Source organism: uncultured Nostoc sp. (assembly GCF_937863485.1).
Taxonomy (GTDB): Bacteria; Cyanobacteriota; Cyanobacteriia; order Cyanobacteriales; family Nostocaceae; genus Nostoc.
Window position 1 is genome coordinate 1 of the sequence record NZ_CALMFY010000198.1, and the last position, 19,190, is coordinate 19,190.

The 19,190-nt window shown below is 43.9% G+C and carries 14 protein-coding genes and 1 pseudogene; 12 read left to right on the forward strand and 3 right to left on the reverse strand.

Annotated elements, in window-relative coordinates; all coding sequences use genetic code 11:
* Both Q0541_RS26950 and Q0541_RS26955 read left to right on the forward strand, forming a co-directional pair.
* A pseudogene (locus Q0541_RS26950) lies at positions 1–298 on the forward strand (hypothetical protein); the annotation flags it as partial.
* Positions 299–700: 402 nt separating this feature from the next.
* Complete coding sequence (locus Q0541_RS26955; protein WP_298918376.1) at positions 701–5,323, forward strand: AAA family ATPase; 4,623 nt, start codon at positions 701–703, stop codon at positions 5,321–5,323.
* A gap of 290 nt (positions 5,324–5,613) precedes the next feature.
* Here the strand turns inward: Q0541_RS26955 and aroQ are convergent, their stop codons facing one another.
* Positions 5,614–6,294, reverse strand: a complete 681-nt coding sequence (aroQ, locus tag Q0541_RS26960; RefSeq protein ID WP_298918379.1) for a gamma subclass chorismate mutase AroQ — start codon at positions 6,292–6,294, stop codon at positions 5,614–5,616.
* A 276-nt stretch (positions 6,295–6,570) separates the two neighbouring features.
* Positions 6,571–7,815, reverse strand: a complete 1,245-nt coding sequence (gene ctpA, locus Q0541_RS26965; RefSeq protein WP_298918383.1) for a carboxyl-terminal processing protease CtpA — start codon at positions 7,813–7,815, stop codon at positions 6,571–6,573.
* A gap of 548 nt (positions 7,816–8,363) precedes the next feature.
* Here ctpA and petB point away from each other — a divergent pair.
* The 6 genes from petB to Q0541_RS26995 all read left to right on the forward strand — a co-directional run bounded on the left by petB (position 8,364) and on the right by Q0541_RS26995 (position 14,312).
* Positions 8,364–9,011, forward strand: coding sequence for a cytochrome b6 (gene petB, locus Q0541_RS26970; protein ID WP_298918390.1), 648 nt, complete (start codon positions 8,364–8,366; stop codon positions 9,009–9,011).
* A 261-nt stretch (positions 9,012–9,272) separates the two neighbouring features.
* A complete protein-coding gene (petD, locus tag Q0541_RS26975) occupies positions 9,273–9,755 on the forward strand; it encodes a cytochrome b6-f complex subunit IV (RefSeq protein ID WP_298918393.1) in 483 nt (160 codons plus the stop codon).
* 651 nt (positions 9,756–10,406) lie between these two features.
* Complete coding sequence (locus tag Q0541_RS26980; protein WP_273768440.1) at positions 10,407–10,850, forward strand: anti-sigma regulatory factor; 444 nt, start codon at positions 10,407–10,409, stop codon at positions 10,848–10,850.
* A gap of 628 nt (positions 10,851–11,478) precedes the next feature.
* Positions 11,479–12,498: a GDP-mannose 4,6-dehydratase gene (locus Q0541_RS26985; protein WP_298918400.1), complete on the forward strand. Its 1,020-nt coding sequence runs from the start codon at positions 11,479–11,481 to the stop codon at positions 12,496–12,498.
* Complete coding sequence (locus Q0541_RS26990) at positions 12,480–13,670, forward strand: glycosyltransferase (protein ID WP_298918403.1); 1,191 nt, start codon at positions 12,480–12,482, stop codon at positions 13,668–13,670. The genes Q0541_RS26985 and Q0541_RS26990 overlap by 19 nt, the downstream gene beginning before the upstream one ends.
* A 270-nt stretch (positions 13,671–13,940) precedes the next feature.
* A complete protein-coding gene (locus Q0541_RS26995; protein ID WP_298918406.1) occupies positions 13,941–14,312 on the forward strand; it encodes a hypothetical protein in 372 nt (123 codons plus the stop codon).
* A gap of 260 nt (positions 14,313–14,572) precedes the next feature.
* Here the strand turns inward: Q0541_RS26995 and Q0541_RS27000 are convergent, their stop codons facing one another.
* Positions 14,573–15,004 carry a hypothetical protein gene (locus Q0541_RS27000; protein ID WP_298918408.1) on the reverse strand — a complete coding sequence of 144 codons (432 nt, stop codon included), beginning with the start codon at positions 15,002–15,004 and terminating at the stop codon, positions 14,573–14,575.
* Positions 15,005–15,386: 382 nt separating this feature from the next.
* Between Q0541_RS27000 and Q0541_RS27005 the strand changes: the two genes are divergently transcribed.
* The 4 genes from Q0541_RS27005 (at position 15,387) to Q0541_RS27020 (ending at position 19,158) form a co-directional block, all read left to right on the forward strand.
* Positions 15,387–15,731 (forward strand): hypothetical protein, encoded by a 345-nt coding sequence (locus tag Q0541_RS27005; protein ID WP_298918411.1) that lies wholly within the window; start codon positions 15,387–15,389, stop codon positions 15,729–15,731.
* 187 nt (positions 15,732–15,918) lie between these two features.
* Entirely contained in the window at positions 15,919–18,078 is a 2,160-nt protein-coding gene (locus tag Q0541_RS27010; protein WP_298918414.1) for a pentapeptide repeat-containing protein, read from the forward strand.
* A gap of 236 nt (positions 18,079–18,314) precedes the next feature.
* Positions 18,315–18,806, forward strand: a complete 492-nt coding sequence (locus Q0541_RS27015; protein WP_298918418.1) for a hypothetical protein — start codon at positions 18,315–18,317, stop codon at positions 18,804–18,806.
* A gap of 145 nt (positions 18,807–18,951) precedes the next feature.
* A complete protein-coding gene (locus Q0541_RS27020; protein WP_298918420.1) occupies positions 18,952–19,158 on the forward strand; it encodes a hypothetical protein in 207 nt (68 codons plus the stop codon).
* Positions 19,159–19,190: the final 32 nt, after the last annotated feature.

The window sequence follows — 19,190 nt, forward strand, 5'->3', positions numbered from 1 at the left end:
AGTTCAAAGACTCGTTCACGAGTATCAAAGACTCGTTGACGGAGTTCAAAGACTCGTTCATGGAGTTCAAAGACTCGTTCACGAGTATCAAAGACTCATTCACGGAGTTCAAAGACTCATTCACGGAGTTCAAAGACTCGTTAACGGAGTTCAAAGACTCGTTCACGGAGTTCAAAGACTCGTTCACGGAGTTCAAAGACTCATTAACGCAGTTCAAAGACTCGTTCACGAGTTATCAAAGACTTATCCCAAGTTCCCAATCCCCAATGCAAATTTTCCAACGTTTGTTAACTTATAGGACTTATACCAATTCTTTGTGAAACTACACAAAATCAGGCTTGGTCAGACTTTGGGCAAAATCTTCTTGTTCTATGCAACCTCATAGATAATTGGTTAGGACTAGCCCTTTCAAGGTGAGTAAAAATCTTGGTCAAAAAATTCCTCTTTAATCTCTTCACTCTGTGTTTCGTGTAATTATGTAGTTGCATAAATTACTTTTAAGCTGCACTAAACATAGAGATATCAGAGAAAAAAATAGATTTTAGGAGTCACCTTCAAAGGACTACTCTAAAGAGGAATGCAATATTAACCATAGGTTTTTAAACTATGGCGGTTGTTGATACTGGTGTAAAATATAAGTTAAAAAATATGTTGTCTGGGGAATTCTAACCTTAGTAAAGAGGAATTCTCGTAAAAATTTATGAGCGCAAAACTTGATGGAAGTGTAAGGATCGCTGGCTACCAAATCAGAGAGCGACTTTATTCAAGTTCTCGCACTCAAGTGTATCGGGCAGTACGAGAATGCGATCGCCAACCAGTGATCATCAAGCTCTTAAAACGAGAATACCCCAGTTTCAGCGAATTGGTACAGTTTAGCAACCAATATGCGATCGCCAAAAACCTAGATATTCCTAGCATCATTAAACCCTACAGCTTGGAACTCTATGAAAACGGCTACGCCTTAGTAATGGAAGACTTTAGTGGCATTTCCCTGCGGGAATTTAGCCAAGGACGATCACTGACTTTAAAGCGATTCCTCCCGATTGCGCTGCAACTGATAGACACTTTACACGAGTTACATCAACAGCACATCATTCACAAAGACATCAAGCCAGCCCACATCCTGATTCATCCTGACACCAGAGAAATTAAGCTGATTGACTTCAGTATTGCCTCGCTTTTACCACGAGAAACCCAAGAGATCCAAAGTCCCAACGGACTGGAGGGAACGCTGGCGTATCTATCGCCAGAGCAAACTGGACGGATGAACCGGGGTATTGACTACCGCAGCGACTTCTATTCATTAGGTGTGACTTTCTTTGAACTACTGAGTGGACAACTGCCCTTTGAGTCCGATAAGCCGATGGAGTTGGTGCATTGCCATATCGCCAAACAGCCTGACTCTATCTGTAATCTCAACTCCGAAATGCCCTTGATGCTGGGAGAGATCATCTGCAAGTTGATGGCGAAGAACGCCGAAGACCGCTACCAGAGTGCGCTGGGACTAAAATATGACTTAGTAACCTGCTTAGAACAATGGTGGAAAACAGGCAAACATAGTTGGTTTGATTTAGGACAGCACGATAATAGCGATCGCTTTCTGATCAGAGAAAAACTCTACGGACGGGAACCGGAAGTAGAAACCTTACTGGAGGTATTTGGGCGGGTTGCCAATGGTGCATCAGAATTGATGCTGGTAGCAGGTTTCTCCGGCATTGGCAAAACTGCCGTGGTAAATGAAGTGCATAAGCCCATCGTCCGGTGGAATGGGTACTTCATCAAAGGGAAGTATGACCAGTTCAATCGCAACATTCCCATGTCTGCCTTTGTGCAAGCTTTCCGCGACTTGATGGCACAGCTGCTCAGTCAAAGCGATGCTCAACTGGAGCAGTGGCGAAACAAAATTCTGTCTGTAATGTCTGAGAGTGGACAGGTGATGATTAAAGTGATTCCAGAATTAGAACAGATTATTGGCAAGCAACCGCCTGCACCAGAATTATCGGGTAATGCTGCACAGAACCGCTTCAATTTGCTGTTTGTCAAGTTTATTCAGGTGTTCACCACAATAGAGCATCCGTTGGTGTTGTTCCTCGACGATTTACAGTGGGCAGATTCAGCATCCCTGAATTTAATCAGGCTGTTGATGGGTGAAACTCTGAGGGGTTATCTGTTGATTATTGGCGCATACCGCGATAACGAAGTATTTGCGGCTCATCCGTTGATGCTTACCCTGGAAGAGATTGAGAAGGGAGCCACGGTCAACACGATTACATTAGCTCCTTTGAGTCAGACTGATGTGAATGGTTTGATTGCCGATACATTAAGTTGTTCAACAGAAGCTGCCCTGCCGTTAACTAGATTAGTTTATCAAAAAGCCAAAGGGAATCCCTTTTTTACAACCCAGTTTCTCAAGGTATTACATAAGGAAGGAGGAATTACCTTTGATTGGCATACAGGTTTGTGGCAGTTTGATCTGGCACTTGTGCCCAGAGGCGCAGCGGCGAGTCAAGAGACATCGCTTGCCCTAACGGATAATGTCGTAGAGTTCATGGCAATTCAACTGCAAAAGTTGCCCACCCAGACGCAAGCGATACTTAAACTGGCAGCCTGTATTGGCAATCAGTTTGATTTAGCAACACTGGCGATCGTTTATCAGAAGTCGCAGGCAGAAACCGCTTCGGACTTGTGGAAAGCATTGCAAGAAGGATTTGTCATTCCAACCAATCAGGTTTACAAGTTTTATCAAACCGAGTCATCAGTTCCCCCAATCCAAACATCAGCACAGAAGGTTGACACCTGTGTTTACAAATTCTTGCACGATCGCGTCCAGCAAGCGGCATACTCCCTGATTCCCACCGATGAAAAACAACTCGTTCACCTAAAAATTGGACAGTTACTCCTGAGTAACACCCCCGAAAGCAACCGGGAAGAACGCATTTTTGAAATCGTCAGTCAACTCAACGTTGCGGCTGAATTGATCCAATCCGCAGAACGTCAAGCCCTCGCCCAATTCAACCTGATGGCAAGCCGCAAGGCAAAAGCAGCGATCGCCTATACTGCTGCCTACAAATATGCCCAGGTGGGCATTGGGTTACTCGCCCAAAACAGTTGGCAGCATCAGTATAAGTTGACCCTAGCACTCCATCAAGTCGCCACAGAAGCCGCCTATTTGGCCGGTGACTTAGAGGAGATGGCAGGCTTCGCTAGCCTTGTCCTGAACCACGCCAAAACTCCATTAGATCAAATCAGCATTTATGAGGTGAAGATTGAGGCATTAACTGCTCAAGGTCAGTTTGCCCAAGCGATCGCAACAGCTCTTGCCATCTTAAAGGAATTGGGAGTAGAACTGCCCGCAGCACCTACCCAGGACGATGTGGCGGATGCCTTTAGTAACGTCTCAGATGTGATTGGAGAGCGGTTACCTGCCGAGTTACTCAACCTCAGCGAAGCAATGGATGCGAACATCCTGGCGGCGGCTCGAATTTTGACATCAGTAGCACCCTCTGCTTATGTGTATCAGCCACTGCTGTATTTACTGGTGATTTTAAAAAAGGTTTATCTGTCCGTCGTGTATGGCAATGAATCAACCTCGACCTTTAGCTATGCCTCTTATGGGATATTGATGTGTGGCGTGTTGGAAAAGGTTGAATTAGGTTATGAATTTGGTCAGTTAGCCCTCGACCTGCTATCACGATATCAAAATTCAGAATTGAAGGGGAAAACTTTATTAATAGTCTGTGTGTACACAAGGCATTGCAAAATGCACCTGCGTGAGACATTACACCCCTTACAGATTGCCTATTGTAGTTGTTTAGACGTGGGTGATCTGGCTTTCGCGGGTTACTCTGCGTATAACTACGGTTTTTACTCCTATTTTACAGGGCAGAACTTAAGGCAACTAGAGTTGGAAATTGCGGAATATTGTGAAGCGCTCAAGCACCTCAAGCAAAATCTAACTCTCACCTATTCCCAGTTGATTCGACAAATTCTGCTGAATTTAATCGGGGATGCGGATGACGTTGTGGTGTTGAGCGGTGCAGCCTACAATGAACAGCATCAACTTCCATTACATCAAGCAACGGGCGATCGCACCGGATTAGCATTGCTGTGGATTAACAAACTGGTTGTGTCCTATCTGTTTTCAGAGTTTGAACAAGCCGTAGAACAGGCTGGGCAGGCAAGACAGTATTTGGATGCTATCCTTGCTTTTTTTTATGTACCTATCTTTCATTTCTATGAGTCTTTAGCCCAACTAGCATGGTTTGGGCAACTCTCAGCCCCAGAACAGGAGCAGATAAAGGAATGCATCGCTGCCAACCAAAAAAAACTCAACTACTGGGCAGCCCATGCACCGATGAATTTTCAACACAAATTTGATTTGGTCGAAGCCGAGCGGTATCGGGTCTTAGGCAATCGGGCAGAAGCAATAGACTATTACGATCGCGCCATCAAAGGAGCCAAAGAACAAGGCTACATCCAAGAAGAAGCACTTGCCAATGAACTAGCCGCCAAATTTTACTTCAACTGGGGCAAAGAACGGATTGCTCAAGACTATATGACCCAAGCCTACTATGGCTATGCTCGCTGGGGTGCTAAAGCCAAAGTCGCCGACCTAGAAAAACGCTATCCCCAATTACTCGCCCCCATCCTCCAGCAAACCCGTTCTCCCCTCTCAACCAACGAAACTATCTTTACATTAGAAAGTGTCACCTCTACCAGTTCTGCCACTTCTAGTAGTAGCAGCCTCTCTGTTGCTTTGGATTTAGCTACCATTCTCAAAGCTTCCCAAACCCTTTCTGGCGAAATCGAACTCGAAAAACTGCTCTCAGTATTGCTGCATATTGTCATTGAAAATGCGGGAGCTGATAAGTGTGTGTTCATGCTTTTGGAGTCAGGTCGTTTACTGATTCAGGCGTCAGCACAGCTTTCCTTTCTACAGAACAAGGGAATTACCCAGATCAATTTTTACCCAATATTGCTCAACCCAGAGCCTGTTGAAGACTCTGTTGATCTGCCAGTTAGCTTAATTAATACCGTCAAACGCAGCTTACAACCGGCAGTGATTATTGATGCCACGGTGCATCCACAATTAATCAATGACCCCTACATTCAGCAACAGCAGCCCAAGAGTGTCTTGTGTAGCCCGATTTTGGATCAAGGTAAGTTGTTGGGCGTGTTGTACTTAGAAAACAATTTAGCAACTGGAGCATTTACCAATGATCGCGTCGAACTGCTCAACTTACTTTGCGCTAAAGTCGCAATTTCTCTGCAAAATGCCCAACTTTATCGAAATTTCCAGAACTCTGCTCAACAGTTAACATAATACTAGGAGGCTCTGCCTCCCTGAATCGTGGCAGCGCGCTTTGGCATTTGACAGTTCCTCGGTGTTGTTCTCTCAATATAGATAGCTTAGGGCTACTACAAAGTCCCTCCCTTTAGGGATAGAATTGGCTTACTTCGCGTTGGTATTAGGGACTTCCAAATAAATAAATATCCCATCGCTTTTAAAGCAGGGGGCAGGGGGCAGGGAGCAGGGGGAGAGAAAGTCGTTTTGATAGGCGTGAAATTGGATAATTTATTTCTTGGAGTTCCCTTAGAGTGTCACTAGCCCGATCAACGGAAGTTACGCACTTTGCAAGAAGCGCTTGGAAATTTCAGCAGGGGTGAAATTGCTAGGCTCTGTACTTGCTGATCAATACCATCTCCCTGAATAATCACCTGAGACCGTGACTGAATTAATTCCTGTATCTGCGAACAACCTAGAACAGAAGTCACTTTTGTTAAAGCAAAGACAAATTCAGTGTTTAATTTATCTAACGATGGTCGTAATGTTTGGTTTAAGTCTGGCGCGTTAGGAAAAGATTTAATGCCTTGCTTTTGCCAGTTTTGAAAATCAACTGTTTGGATGAGTTTTCCTGCTTCTATTTGTGCTTTAAAAAATGCTGCAACTGTATCGGGTTCTAGACTAGAGATTTTTGCTTGTTGCCTAACCTTTAAAAGCAACTCTTGTTCGCGTTTTAGATCCTCAATAGGACGTTTGTGATTCCATTTCCACCGGGCTACATCATGTGCAATTAACAATCGCTGCTGGATCAATTTTAGTAATTTATCTATACGTAGTTGTTGATCTGCGCTCGTAATAGCTTGAGGATTTGCTGATTGTAGTGATCCAGAGTTATGAGCAGCGAAATACAATTTTAAGTTGGCAGCAACTACTGTACTACTGAAAAAAAGCCCAAATAAAATTATGATGACAAACAACAGTGGATGCTTTCTGAAAAAACTTAAATTCATGTCAAAAAGTTAATACACCCTAGTACTTATCAGTAATTTACAGCAATTCGATAGTAATACAGTATTTCAAATCTCAGATAAAATATCTCATAGTTACTAACAAAAAGCAAGTTCAGCACAAAAAGCTGTTGCGTTTGATGGAAGACTCTGGTTTCTATGGTCTAAATGTGCTCGTATTTATAGGCAGCAATACGTTCAAGAGCTATCGGATAACAATTTATTTGGTTATTCCCAGTCAGAGACTGGGAACAAGGCAAACTCCTAACTTCTAGCTTTTTAAGTCTTTCCCGCCACTACCGAGTTTTCAACCAAAAGTTCCACCGCTGCTTGATATTGCAGATCCTCTGGGGTGCCAATCTGTTCGCGGTTAATTGGATCTTGGGAAATCACTTTATCTGGCTTAATACCTAGTTTATTAATATCCCGGTGTTGAGGAGTTTCGTACTTAGCAATTGTGACTGCCAAGCCCGAGCCATCTGACAATTCAAATAAGGATTGAATTAGTCCCTTGCCAAAGGTAGTTTCACCTACCAACTGAGCACGACGGTTATCTTGCAGTGCGCCGGCGAGAATCTCACTAGCACTGGCACTTCCTTGATTTACCAAAATAACGAGAGGAGCGTTTGTCAGGGCTGATCCAGACGCTTCAAAACTACCTTGAATCCCTTGTCGGTTAACAGTGTAGACAATAGTGCCAGAGTCTAACCATAGACGGGCGATTTCAATTCCTGATTGCAATAGCCCTCCAGGATTATTTCGCAAATCTAGAATGTAGGCAGTAGCGCCTTTTTTTTCTAGACTAGAAATAGCGTGTGCCAATTCCGTTGAGGCGTTGGCATTGAATTGAGTGAGGCGGAGGTAGCCAATGGGCGTGTCCTCAGTGGAAACACGTAATTCGGAAACCACAGGGTTAAGAGCAATGCGATCGCGTGTTAGCCTAATTTCTGTTTCTGCCTCTCCATCCCGTTCGATCAGGAGAGTGACAAGGCTGCCACTCGGGCCACGCATCTTAGTTGCAGCTTCATCAAGGGTGAGATTTTCTGTGGAGGTGCCTTCAATTTTGAGAATGCGATCGCGTGGTCTAATCCCCGCTTTATCTGCTGGTGAACCTGCTATGGGAGCCACTACTTCCAACTTCCCAGTCTTAGCATTTAGGGCAATTTGTAATCCTACCCCAGTCAGTTCCCCAGAAGTATTGACCTGTAAGCTGCGGTACTGTTCCGGATCTAAAAAGCGGGTAAAAGGATCGTCGAGGCTCTGGAGCATCCTCCCAATTGCCGCATAACTGGCATTTGAGTCCGACAGCGGCTTCTCTAGAGCCTTTTGCCGGACTGCTGCCCAGTTTTGATGATTAAACGTCTCATCTAGATAAGTGCGATTAACAATTCGCCAAACTTCGGAAACCAACTTTTGTTCCGTCGTCAAAGCCATCACTGGCTGGGTGAGCGTACCAAACGCCAGCCAAAACGCCATTAACAATGAAAATCCAACCCGAAAGACTTGTTTGTTCATGAACCCCATTATCAATTCCACCTCAACCCAAATTGCCTAGAAATGCTCACTTGCCCTGTTGTTGATGAAATCTATCTCTCGATTATGTTACTTTTTTTATAGAAGTGGTGCATTTCTCTCATCAAGTTGTTCACTCAACTGATGCGTTGTATTCACTCACCAAAGGATAAAATCTACTTTGTGTCCACCTTTTTCTGTGCAGGGGCGTAAAGAGATCGCAATATATTCCTTCTTTACAGAGTGTAAAGTTTCTGAAGACTCTTAGCACGCTGAAAGCTGACAAGCAAACAAAAAAACTCTCCTTTACTAAAATCCCAAAATTGCTAATTGGGAGAGAAGTCTAAGCGGCGGCTTCTGAGAAGTCCGTAGACAATTCTGCTGCTACCCTACTCCTCGGTAACGACAACTCCAGCAAAGACGCTATCGCCAATGGGGAACAGGAAAGCCTAAAGGCGAATCCGCAGGATGCCGAGGCTTGGGTCTATCGGAACTTTGGTCGCCGATTTAGAACTTCGGGATTTATCAACCGCAACCGATTCTTAGGGACTTGAGATTGTATGGCCAATGTTTACGACTGGTTTGAGGAACGCCTGGAAATTCAGGCACTCGCCGAAGACGTCACTAGCAAGTACGTCCCTCCCCACGTCAATATCTTTTACTGCTTTGGTGGAATTACCTTGGTTTGCTTTCTCATCCAGTTTGCCACTGGATTTGCCATGACGTTCTACTACAGGCCAACAGTTGCTGAAGCTTTTTCTTCAGTAGAGTACATCATGAATGAAGTGAACTTCGGTTGGCTAATTCGCTCCATCCATCGCTGGTCTGCCAGCATGATGGTATTGATGATGATTTTGCACACCTTCCGGGTTTACCTGACTGGTGGTTTCAAAAAGCCCCGCGAACTGACCTGGATAAGTGGCGTCATCCTGGCTGTGATTACAGTTTCCTTTGGAGTCACAGGCTACTCCTTACCTTGGGACCAAATTGGCTACTGGGCTGTGAAAATCGTTAGCGGCGTACCAGAAGCAATTCCTGTGGTTGGCGTTCTGATCTCCGACCTGCTGCGCGGCGGTTCGAGTGTTGGTCAAGCAACACTAACTCGTTACTACAGCGCCCACACCTTTGTGCTGCCTTGGTTGATTGCAGTCTTCATGTTGTTTCACTTCTTGATGATCCGCAAGCAAGGCATTTCCGGTCCTTTGTAATCTCAGCTATTAGTGAAAGGCAACATTTATCAGTTTTCAGATCAAGTTGTTTGTTCTAAACTTATGAAACACAAGAAATTAATTGCACATAAGTTCCAAAAACAAACATTTGTATTTGAAGCCTAAAGCTGTAGAAACCCTCCAGGCGGCTGACCGAAGATAGACAAACGAAACGCTGTTTACCGCCTGTTAGGGTTGCCTAGTAGCTGATAGCTTTCACAAATGCTTTAATTTAACTTAAGCAGGAGAGCACATTTTAAAATGTCAACACAAAAAAAACCTGACCTGAGTGATCCTCAGTTAAGAGCCAAACTCGCTAGAGGCATGGGTCACAATTACTATGGTGAACCGGCTTGGCCTAATGACCTACTTTACGTCTTTCCAATCGTGATCATGGGTTCGTTCGCTGCAATCGTGGCTCTAGCTGTGCTAGATCCTGCCATGAACGGTGAACCAGCAAATCCTTTCGCCACCCCATTGGAAATTTTGCCGGAGTGGTACTTGTATCCAGTCTTCCAAATTTTGCGATCGCTTCCTAACAAACTTTTAGGAGTGTTAGCAATGGGTTCGGTACCAGTGGGGCTAATCCTCGTTCCCTTTATTGAGAACGTCAATAAGTTCCAAAACCCTTTCCGCCGTCCAGTTGCAACCACAGTATTCCTCTTTGGTACCCTTGTCACCCTGTGGCTGGGTATTGGTGCTGCCTTACCATTGGATAAATCTTTGACCTTGGGACTATTCTAAATTAGTCACCACAAAGTGCTTTGACGCCTGTGAGTTTCAAGAGCATATGCAGATGTGCTTTTGAAATAAATTTACAGGCGTTAATTTTAACAATAAACAATTCATTAGCCCAACCTCAACTCTTGGAGGCTGCGCCAACGTGTCATCACCCAAGGGGAACAACTGCTTTGCTGATATCACTTAAGTTGTAGCAAGTAGTCTGGGGGATAACGCATCCTCTTCGAGTCTTTCAGCGTCAACCGTAGCCCTACGGGGATTGAAGGACTCTTGAATAAACGGTGAAACATCACGCCAAATTGAAAATTTGGTTTAAAAGAATTTAGTGGCGGTTCTAAATTCTTTACGAAAAGATTCCTGAGTTCTGGATTCTTTTTTAAGAGTCCAGCTTGCATTTGGGATCTTCAGTTTTGGATTGAAAAGCTATTCCAAAATCTCAAATCACCAAAAGTCACCAAATAAAAACATTTTTCACTTACTTAACGTAAGTTGCTAGTTATAATCCTGGAAGCGCCAAAATAGTTGATGTTTTGTATTTTGGTACACAGAATATCTATATCTCAATTGAGATTTTCCTATATCAGAGAAATTTTGCGCTATTGGCAAAATTTAATAACTAGCAACTTGGGTTTACTTGTACTTAAGTCACAGTTAATGCTTAGTATAGTGCAGCAAGACCATCTGACGGTTAAGAGCGAACTCAGTCTCCTAAACCAGGTGCAAGAATGGTTCGAGCAATTTTGTCTGCAACATTTGTCTCAACTTGGCTGGTCAAAAACCCAACTTGATCGCCTCAATTTAGCATTAGCAGAAGGCTTTACCAACGCTGTTCGTCACGCTCATCATGCTTTACCCCCAGAAACAACGATTGAGATTAAGGTTTATCTGTGGATTGACCGACTAGAGATTAGAATTTGGGATTATGGAAAACCTTTCAATCCTGATGCGATCGCAGAACCAGCCCCAGGGACTCTGCAAGTAGGCGGGTATGGATGGTTTCTCCTGCGGCGGTTGGCTGACCGTGTTGTATACGAACGTGGTGCAGATGGTAGAAATTGCCTCCTGATCGTCAAATACTCTGTAGAAGCACAAAAGTAAAAGTGAAGCAGTCAAGGCTAAAGGAAGGTAGAATACTTCCGATGCCAATTTTCGGTTTTAGGCAAGGAGTACCAGCATCGGGCGCGTTAATCCACCTACCATCTCAGTTGACAAGACTTGGGGCAAAATCCCTTGTTCAAGGTAAGCAAACTGACGCCGACCTGTACTAGTCAACTCTTGGAAATGCTGTGCGTAGCTTGATTATACTTAGGAGTAAGACAAACAGAACTTCTCCTCTGGTGACCGTTGTCCGGAGAAATATCTACGTAGGGGTACGGAGATTTTGCCCAAAGTTGAGCCACTCACTTCAAAACAGAAACATCAGCAGAATCAGTTTCTGCTCAAATATGTAGTTATTTGATTGATAAAGGTGTACTTCTTTTTCAGTAATGTGTGATGTGAATTGGGGTAATATGTTTTTTACGTGAAATTACTTAGCAATTATGATTTGTTTGTAAAGCCTCAAAGAATATTGTTGTATAAAAAGAATTAATGAATACAGTAAAGATAGCATTCGAGTTACACTAGCTCTCTTGTTAAGATTTGTCAGCAGTGTTGAGAGTCTTAATTTTTGTTCTCTAACAAGTGCAATTTAGTGCTTCATGGAGATAGAGGAGATAGGGGACATATGACTAAGACAGCCCTAATTACAGGAATAACTGGTCAAGATGGCTACTATCTCAGCCATTTGCTCCTCAACCGAGGTTACCGAGTTGTAGGATTAGTACCCCCGCATCGACAACCTAATTTGACAAAACTGGGAATACTGGCAAATCAGGTAGAAATTTTTACGGTTGACTTGAGAGATAATGCGGCGCTGTTGACCGCAGTTGAACAGCTGCGTCCCCAAGAAATTTACAATTTGGCGGCTCCCAGTTTTGTACCCGACTCTTGGAACGACCCGTTGGCAACCCTGGATCTGATAACTGGTACGGCTACCAGGCTTTTGGAAGCAGTACGACAGGTTGGTTTGTCTACCAGGTTTTATCAAGCCAGCAGTTCGGAAATGTTTGGCGATGTATTTATTTCGCCTCAAGATGAGGAAACTCCTTTTCGTCCCAAAAATCCCTATGCTGCGGCCAAGATGCACACCCACTGGACGATGGTGCATCACAGACAGCGCTATGGACTATTTGCCTGTAGTGGAATTTTATATAACCATGAGTCCCCTCTACGGCCACCTCAGTTTGTCACCCGCAAAGTTTCTTTGGCAGCTGCATCGATTAAATTGGGTTTAACTGACACTCTAGAAATGGGTAATCTAGATGCCAAACGCGATTGGGGATTTGCAGGAGATTACGTAAAAGCAATGTGGTTAATGTTGCAAGTTGATCAGCCAGAAGAATATGTGATTGGTACTGGGAAACTACACAGTGTTAGAGATTTAGTTGCCACAGCCTTTGAGTCTGTCGGATTGGATTGGACGCATCATGTAGTCCAAAATACCAGTTTATTGCGAAAAGATGAGCATTTTAACTTAGTAGCTAACCGCAGTAAAGCTAAAAGAAACCTCGGCTGGGAACCCCAAGTGAGCTTTGAAAAACTTTTAGAAAAAATGGTAAAAACAGATTTAGAGCGGTTACAAAGCGGTGCGATCGCGCCTTATACCGCGAGTGTCAATAATCTAACATGCAGATCACTACAGTGACAGAAAACCTAAAGTTAGGTGATAAAGTTAACAAAAAGACTAACCATGTCTTCGTGTTTTTAGAAATTTTTGCCCACGAAGGTGGTATTCAATCATATATAAAAGATATTTTTCGCGCCTATCTGAGATTTAGCCAAGTCTACAAGGCAGAAGTCTTTTTACTGCGAGATAGTCCTGATAGCTTAAATCCGTTTGAAGACGAGAACTTAAAATTTCATTACTTTAAAAATCAGTCTCCTTATTTGGGGAGACTGCAAATGGCAGCAGCTTTACTTAAGTGTCTGTTGCAAAGCCGACCGCAGCAAGTTTTCTGCGGTCATATTAACTTAGCAGTATTAGTACAAACTCTTTGCCAGCCCTTGGGGATTCCTTACACCGTACTAACTTACGGCAAAGAAGTCTGGGAACCGCTGAAAAATCAAGAACGTCACGCCCTGACATCAGCAGATAGAATTTGGACAATTAGTCGCTACAGCCGCGATCGCGCTTGTCTTGCTAATGCTCTAAACCCCAAAATCGTAGAGATGATGCCTTGTGCAATTGATGGGGATAAATTTACTCCTGGTTGCAAGCAGCCAGAACTAGTCCAGAAGTATAGCTTAACTGGTGCTAAGGTATTAATGACAGTCGCGCGGTTATGGTCAGGGGATATTTACAAGGGTGTAGATGTAACGATTCGGGCATTACCACAAATCGCTCAGGTTTTTCCAGAAGTGAAATATTTGGTAATTGGTCGCGGTGATGACCAACCGCGATTAGCTAAACTTGCAAAAAATTTAGGTGTGAGCGAGCGCGTCGTGTTTGCTGGTTTCATTGCTACAGAAGAATTAATGGAACATTACTGCCTTGCTGATGCCTACATTATGCCTTCGCAAGAAGGCTTTGGCATTGTTTATCTGGAGGCAATGGCTTGTGGAGTACCTGTATTATCCGGTGACGACGATGGCTCCGCTGACCCCTTACAAGATGGTAAACTGGGATGGCGAGTACCACACCGCAGTCCTGATGCTGTAGCAGCAGCTTGTATAGAAATGCTTCAAGGGGATGACCAGCGTTGTGATCGAGAGTGGCTGCGAGAACAAGCGATCACTCTGTTTGGTATAGATGCCTTCCAACAGCACTTGCAAAAAATGCTTCTATCCTCAGTAATAGATCCATTTAAGTCCAAATGACTTATGACTAAAATCGCTATCCTAGAGGGAGGGAAAATAAAACTAAGCTGAAAATAATGGATGAACAATGGCTAAAAGCTTCAAGAAAATACTCGTTAAAATAAGATAAAAGTAGGGTGGGCTACACCCGAATTTACGCTTGTGGACAAGAAGGAGCTGACTCCCTTGGTTGAAACAAGAAGCAGACCCTCTAAAGTTTTCTTTAGTTGAATGACTAGCTCTAAAAAAGTTTGGTCAAGTTTTGTATAGCAGCAGGACGACATTTAAAAAATGAGCTTTAAGTCATTTCAATTGAATCTTTTAAATCTCCGCCCTTGGCTCACCCTACTGGCACTTATTTGGTTGTTGGCATCAGTGGGCTTGGGTTGGTTGGTTAATTCGTTACTAATTATTTTCGGGTTGCTGTTGTTGGCACCCATTGTGGCTTTTTTTGGCTTTCGTTGGTGGCTGCAACGCAACTTGGTTGCTGACCAGTGTCCCGTCTGTGGATATGAATTTACAGGTTTAAATAACAGTCAGTTGCAATGTCCTAACTGTGGAGAGTCGCTGTTAGTACAAAACAGTCATTTCCAGCGCTTCGCACCAGAAGGCACAATTGATGTCACTGCTGTCGAAGTTCCAGCCCAATCACTGGAAGATTAGTCAGCCCCTTCCCTACGGGACGCTCTTGCGTTCGGGGAAGTCAAAAGTCACTCATTCAAAAGTCACTCATTCAAACATTTTGAACCCCATAAATAAATTTAGTTGCTCTGAGTCAACTGACGTAGTATTTCTTGTACTACGTATCTCGAAATACATTTTTTTTATTTTCCATAAATAAATTTAGGGGCTTGTACCTTTTTGTTTCTGGTCAAGGTTGTTGCTCACTGGTCATGAGTCATTAATAAAGGACAAATGACTATTTATTTTGTTTGTTGTGAGATTGAGAGGGTATAGCTATACTGTTGCTTGGATAATTCGCCCACATACAGCGAGTATTTTCCTGCCTGCCAGTAACCAGAAACTTCTGACTTGCCTCCAGAGTAACTATCTGCCATTACACAAAAGCGCCCCCCAGGCCCGTTGAGCAACAGCGTTGGCTTGCCTTGACTCTCTACTGTTAATCGCAAATAAGGTAGTGACTCTGTAACCTGGATCACTTGACTAGGTTCAGTGGTAATATTGCCACAATTACTTTTGACTGTTCCCCCAGACTTTCCGTTCAAAATCAGTGGATCTGATTGGAGATTCCGATTAATTTGGATTGTTGGTGTCTGTGCCAAATTAGCCTCAGTGAAAACTAAACTGATCGCCAAAGCTGTGGGAACAATTCTAAGTAGCCTAAGCGTTTTCATTTTAATTAATGCTCCAGATTTTTTCTAGAGCAATGTTATATAGTCTGATTTAATAGACGACAGCAATCCGTCTTAGTTCCAAAAACTGTCGTATAAAGCAATACCATTCATTTAAGGATTGTTTGTGAAGATTGATGGGTGTAGAGACCATCAATCGTGCAAATTATCTATGTTCCGTGGCGCTTTTGCACCAAAAGATTTCACCGGACATTTCGCACTTCAATCCGTAAGACGTTAATCTTCCATAAATCATTATAATTTTTACCCGTCAGAAAGGCATTGCACACACAGACATTAGCTAAAATCACTAAGACAAGCACCAAAAATAGAATTTGATTGGTTTGCTGTCGAATAAGTGACCTAGCTGAGGTAGAAAAAATTGATGAATCCTCAAAGAGAAGAAGACTTGCAGCGTCGCCTCGATAAGCTAGAGGCAGAGATTAATTCTTCGCCTAAAGTGGTTCCCCAACCACAAGAACAAAAACAGATCCGTCAGTCTGTTTTTGCCAACTTGAACTTGCAACTGGAGCGATTTCAGATTTGGTTCAACAGCTTATCTGGGGCGAAAAAGCTGGTAGTTTCAGGTGTGACGGTGCTAGTAGGCTTGGCGATGCTGCAAGCAGTGTTTAAACTAGTTGCATCTGTAATTAGTCTGGCATTTTTGGCAGTGTTAGTGTATGTTGGATACAAATTTTTTGCGTCTAGTAGCTTTCAAGGTAAGCAATAATTGATGTTGATATGCATTTACTTTGCACTCTGCCTGGAGTTATGAGAGTCAGGAGCCAGAATACAAAAGGCTTCTGACTTATGACTCCTAAATTCTATTTCAATATGCTTTTGTTTTTGCTGATTAGCTTAGTCTATTTTAATTGTGCTGATCGCGGCGTAGAAATAATGTCAAAGGGAATTATGCGATGACGACACCAATTGTCAACAGAAGTAATCAATCTGGTCAGTCAAAAAAACCGGAAAGAGCCAATTCGCTGTTGCTATCAAGTAGGCGTTTTGCTGCTTGGGCGGCTGAAATCACACTAGTAGTTACCAGTGGGTTGATTCCCTTTGGCATTGGTGTCTATGCCAATTCTAGAAGCGATTTTAATCGAGTGCCGCTTAACCCCATACTGGTAGTCACCGAAAGAGCAATCGCTAGACCCCTGGCTCTGCCTGTGAGCTATGGCATCCGTAACGTAGCATGGCCGACTAATATTTTGTGGACAATCGCCCTGTTAGCGCCTGTAACTCTCTCGTGGTGGCAATTGTATTTACTGGCTAAGACTGGTAGCACAATTCCTAAACGTTGGTTAAAAGTGCGGGTTGTCAACGAGCAAGGCAAGCCACCCGGATTGGGGGCAGTTGTAATTAGAGAAGGAGTTGGGCGTTGGACTGTACCTATTTCCATCGCCTATCTGCTGTGGCGCTACAGCTTTGCTTTTCCTAATTTAGGATTATTCACATTTTTGTCTTTGTTAATGATTGTGGGTGAAGGGATAGGCTTACCATCACGCCGGGGGCGTCGCGCACTACATGATCAACTTGCAGGCACTTATACAATAGATGCGGCTCGCCCCTTGCCCTCCTCACTCTTGGCTAACAACAGACAAGCTCAGTCTGCTGGCGGTAATGATCAAGCAGAAGAATGGCAAGAGGGAAATGAAGAATTAGCAGCAGCCCAAACCAACCAGTCGCCTAATTTATGGCGGCAGATCCAGCAAAATCCTAATCTGACTTTGTTTGGGGTAGGGCTTACAAGCATGACTGCTGTGTTGGCAACTTTAATCGGCACTCAAGTCTATATCCAAATTCAACAATCCCAGCGAGCAACTAAGCAAATCAACAGCCAACAGTTCCTCGAACTCGTCAAACAATTGAGTCCCAACTCTGGGGCGACTAACGAGCAACGCCAAAGTGCAATTCTGGCTATGGGTGGTCTTAATGACCCACAATCCATTAAATTTCTGGCGGATCTCTTAGTTAGCGAAACCAACCCCAGCCTCGTGGATACGATTCAACAAGCTTTGACAACTGTCGGGCCCAAAGCCATCCCGGAACTAAAAAATAAGAATCTGTTTTTGGTGGGTAAACTGGAGTCTGTGGGTAGTACTGCAACCCAAGAGCGGGAATTGCGGCAAGGGCGGCTACAAAGAAACCAGCGGACGATCAACAAGATTCTCTCTGTTTACAGTGGTAAAATCGAGGGCGTTGACCTTAGTAGCACCCAATTAGGTCAAAGCGGTACTCCGGGAAGTTCCTTCTTCAACTTGGTATTAGACAACGTTGATTTATCAGGAGTTAAGTTAAAATCTGCAAATCTTAACCAAGCCAGTTTGAAGGGTAGCCGCTTCCGGAGTGCGGGTGAAGATGGACGCTGGGATACCTACGACGATGTGATGGCTGATTTAAGCCAAGCTCAGTTGCAGCAAGCCAATCTTACTGATGCTAACCTCAGTCGCGTCTTGATGAACCGGATCGATTTGAGCCGCGCCACTCTTAACAGAGCCAACTTATCCAACGCGCGTCTATTTGACGCTAAACTCAACAGCACCCAACTAGTAGGAGCCGATCTGCGAAACGCAGTTTTGGAAAAAGCCAGCTTGACTGGAGCAGATTTAGGCGACGCTAAATTGAACGAAGCCAATCTGTACGCTGCGCGTTTAGGTCGCGTCACTGCTATCGGAACACAATTATCCTTTGCCAACTTAACTAACACTGATTGGCAAGGGGCAGATTTATCAGGAGCCTATTTGGATCGTGCTAATCTCAGCAATGCCAACCTGAGCGCCACACGTCTGGCTGGTGCTGTTTTGCGCTCTGCCCAGATGGAAAACGTCAACTTGCAAAATGCCGACTTGAGTCTTGCAGATTTACGAGGGGCAAATGTAGCAGGAGCAGATTTTAAGGGGGCAATTCTCGCCCCTAGCAAACAAGATCCAGCAGATCAATTTGTCCAAACCCCAGATTTAGGCTCAGTATCTGCCGTAGTCCAAGGCGTTGATTTTTCTCAAGCCAAAAATTTAGATGCCAAGCAATTAGCGTACATTTGTACTCAAGGAGGCATTCATCCCCGTTGCCCGTAGAATGGAGGGGGCAGGGGAGCAAGAATTTTAGATTTTAGATTTTGGATTAAAGAATTGAAGTTTAATCCAAAAGACGCTCTCTACGAGACGCTCTTGCTAGCTTGCTTCTCCGTAGGAGTACGCAGACTCTCTAAGAGTTGCCATGCCGCAGGCTTTACGCTGCGCTATCGTCAATTGCATTATCTAAAATTGAATTGCCCAATGCCCAATAACAAAATGGTGTGAGGAGTTCGGTTATGAAGTATATTCCATATTTGGTTTCAGTTTTAGGGGCTGGCTTGGTCTTGAGTCTGGCGAGTACTAAACCAGCACAAGCTCAGGTAGCCTATGGCAGCTATATCGGTATAGGCCCCACTATTGGTTTTACGGATGGTATCCAATTCGGGGGAGTTATAGCGGGACGCTACAAGCTTTTGGAAGCGCCAATTTCACTCCGCGCCCAAGTATTAATTGGTAATAATACGGCAGTTGTACCAACGGTTTCTTACGATTTCCCCCTTAACTGGCAAGCTGATGCCTACCTGGGTGCTGGGTTAGTGTTGGCTGGTGGTGGTGGTTCTTCTCCTGTGGGCGACAAAATTAGCTTTGCTTTACAACCGGGCATTGATTATATGATCCCAAATAGCAATACTGTCCTTTTTGGCAACGCCATCATTGCTTTTGATGCCTACCGTGATAGCGGTGGTACAGCTATCTCCGTACAAGGTGGTGTTGGTTTGAGATTTTAATGGGCAGATGAAAACCCTAGAGCGATCGCTATCCCTAAAAAGCGTTAAACTTCATTGCAAATTCATAAGTTAGTCCAAACAACGTGATAGTTTTTGGTTATTGAAGAGAGACAGCACAGGATTAACACAGGAGAACACAGTGGCAATGGAATCAAATTTATTAACAAATGCGGGCGCAGATGAAGTGAATCAAGATTTCAGTGAATATGTCGCCAACCTGCAACTTCATATGACTCTGCAAGCTCGCAATCTTGTTCCAACCCTGAAGCAAACACTGGTAGATAGTCGCCAGCAATTACTCCATCAAACCCAAGCCCACTTTGAAAAGCTAGTTTCTCGACAAGGGCTGTAAATATATACAAATTTTAATCAAAATTCAAATAA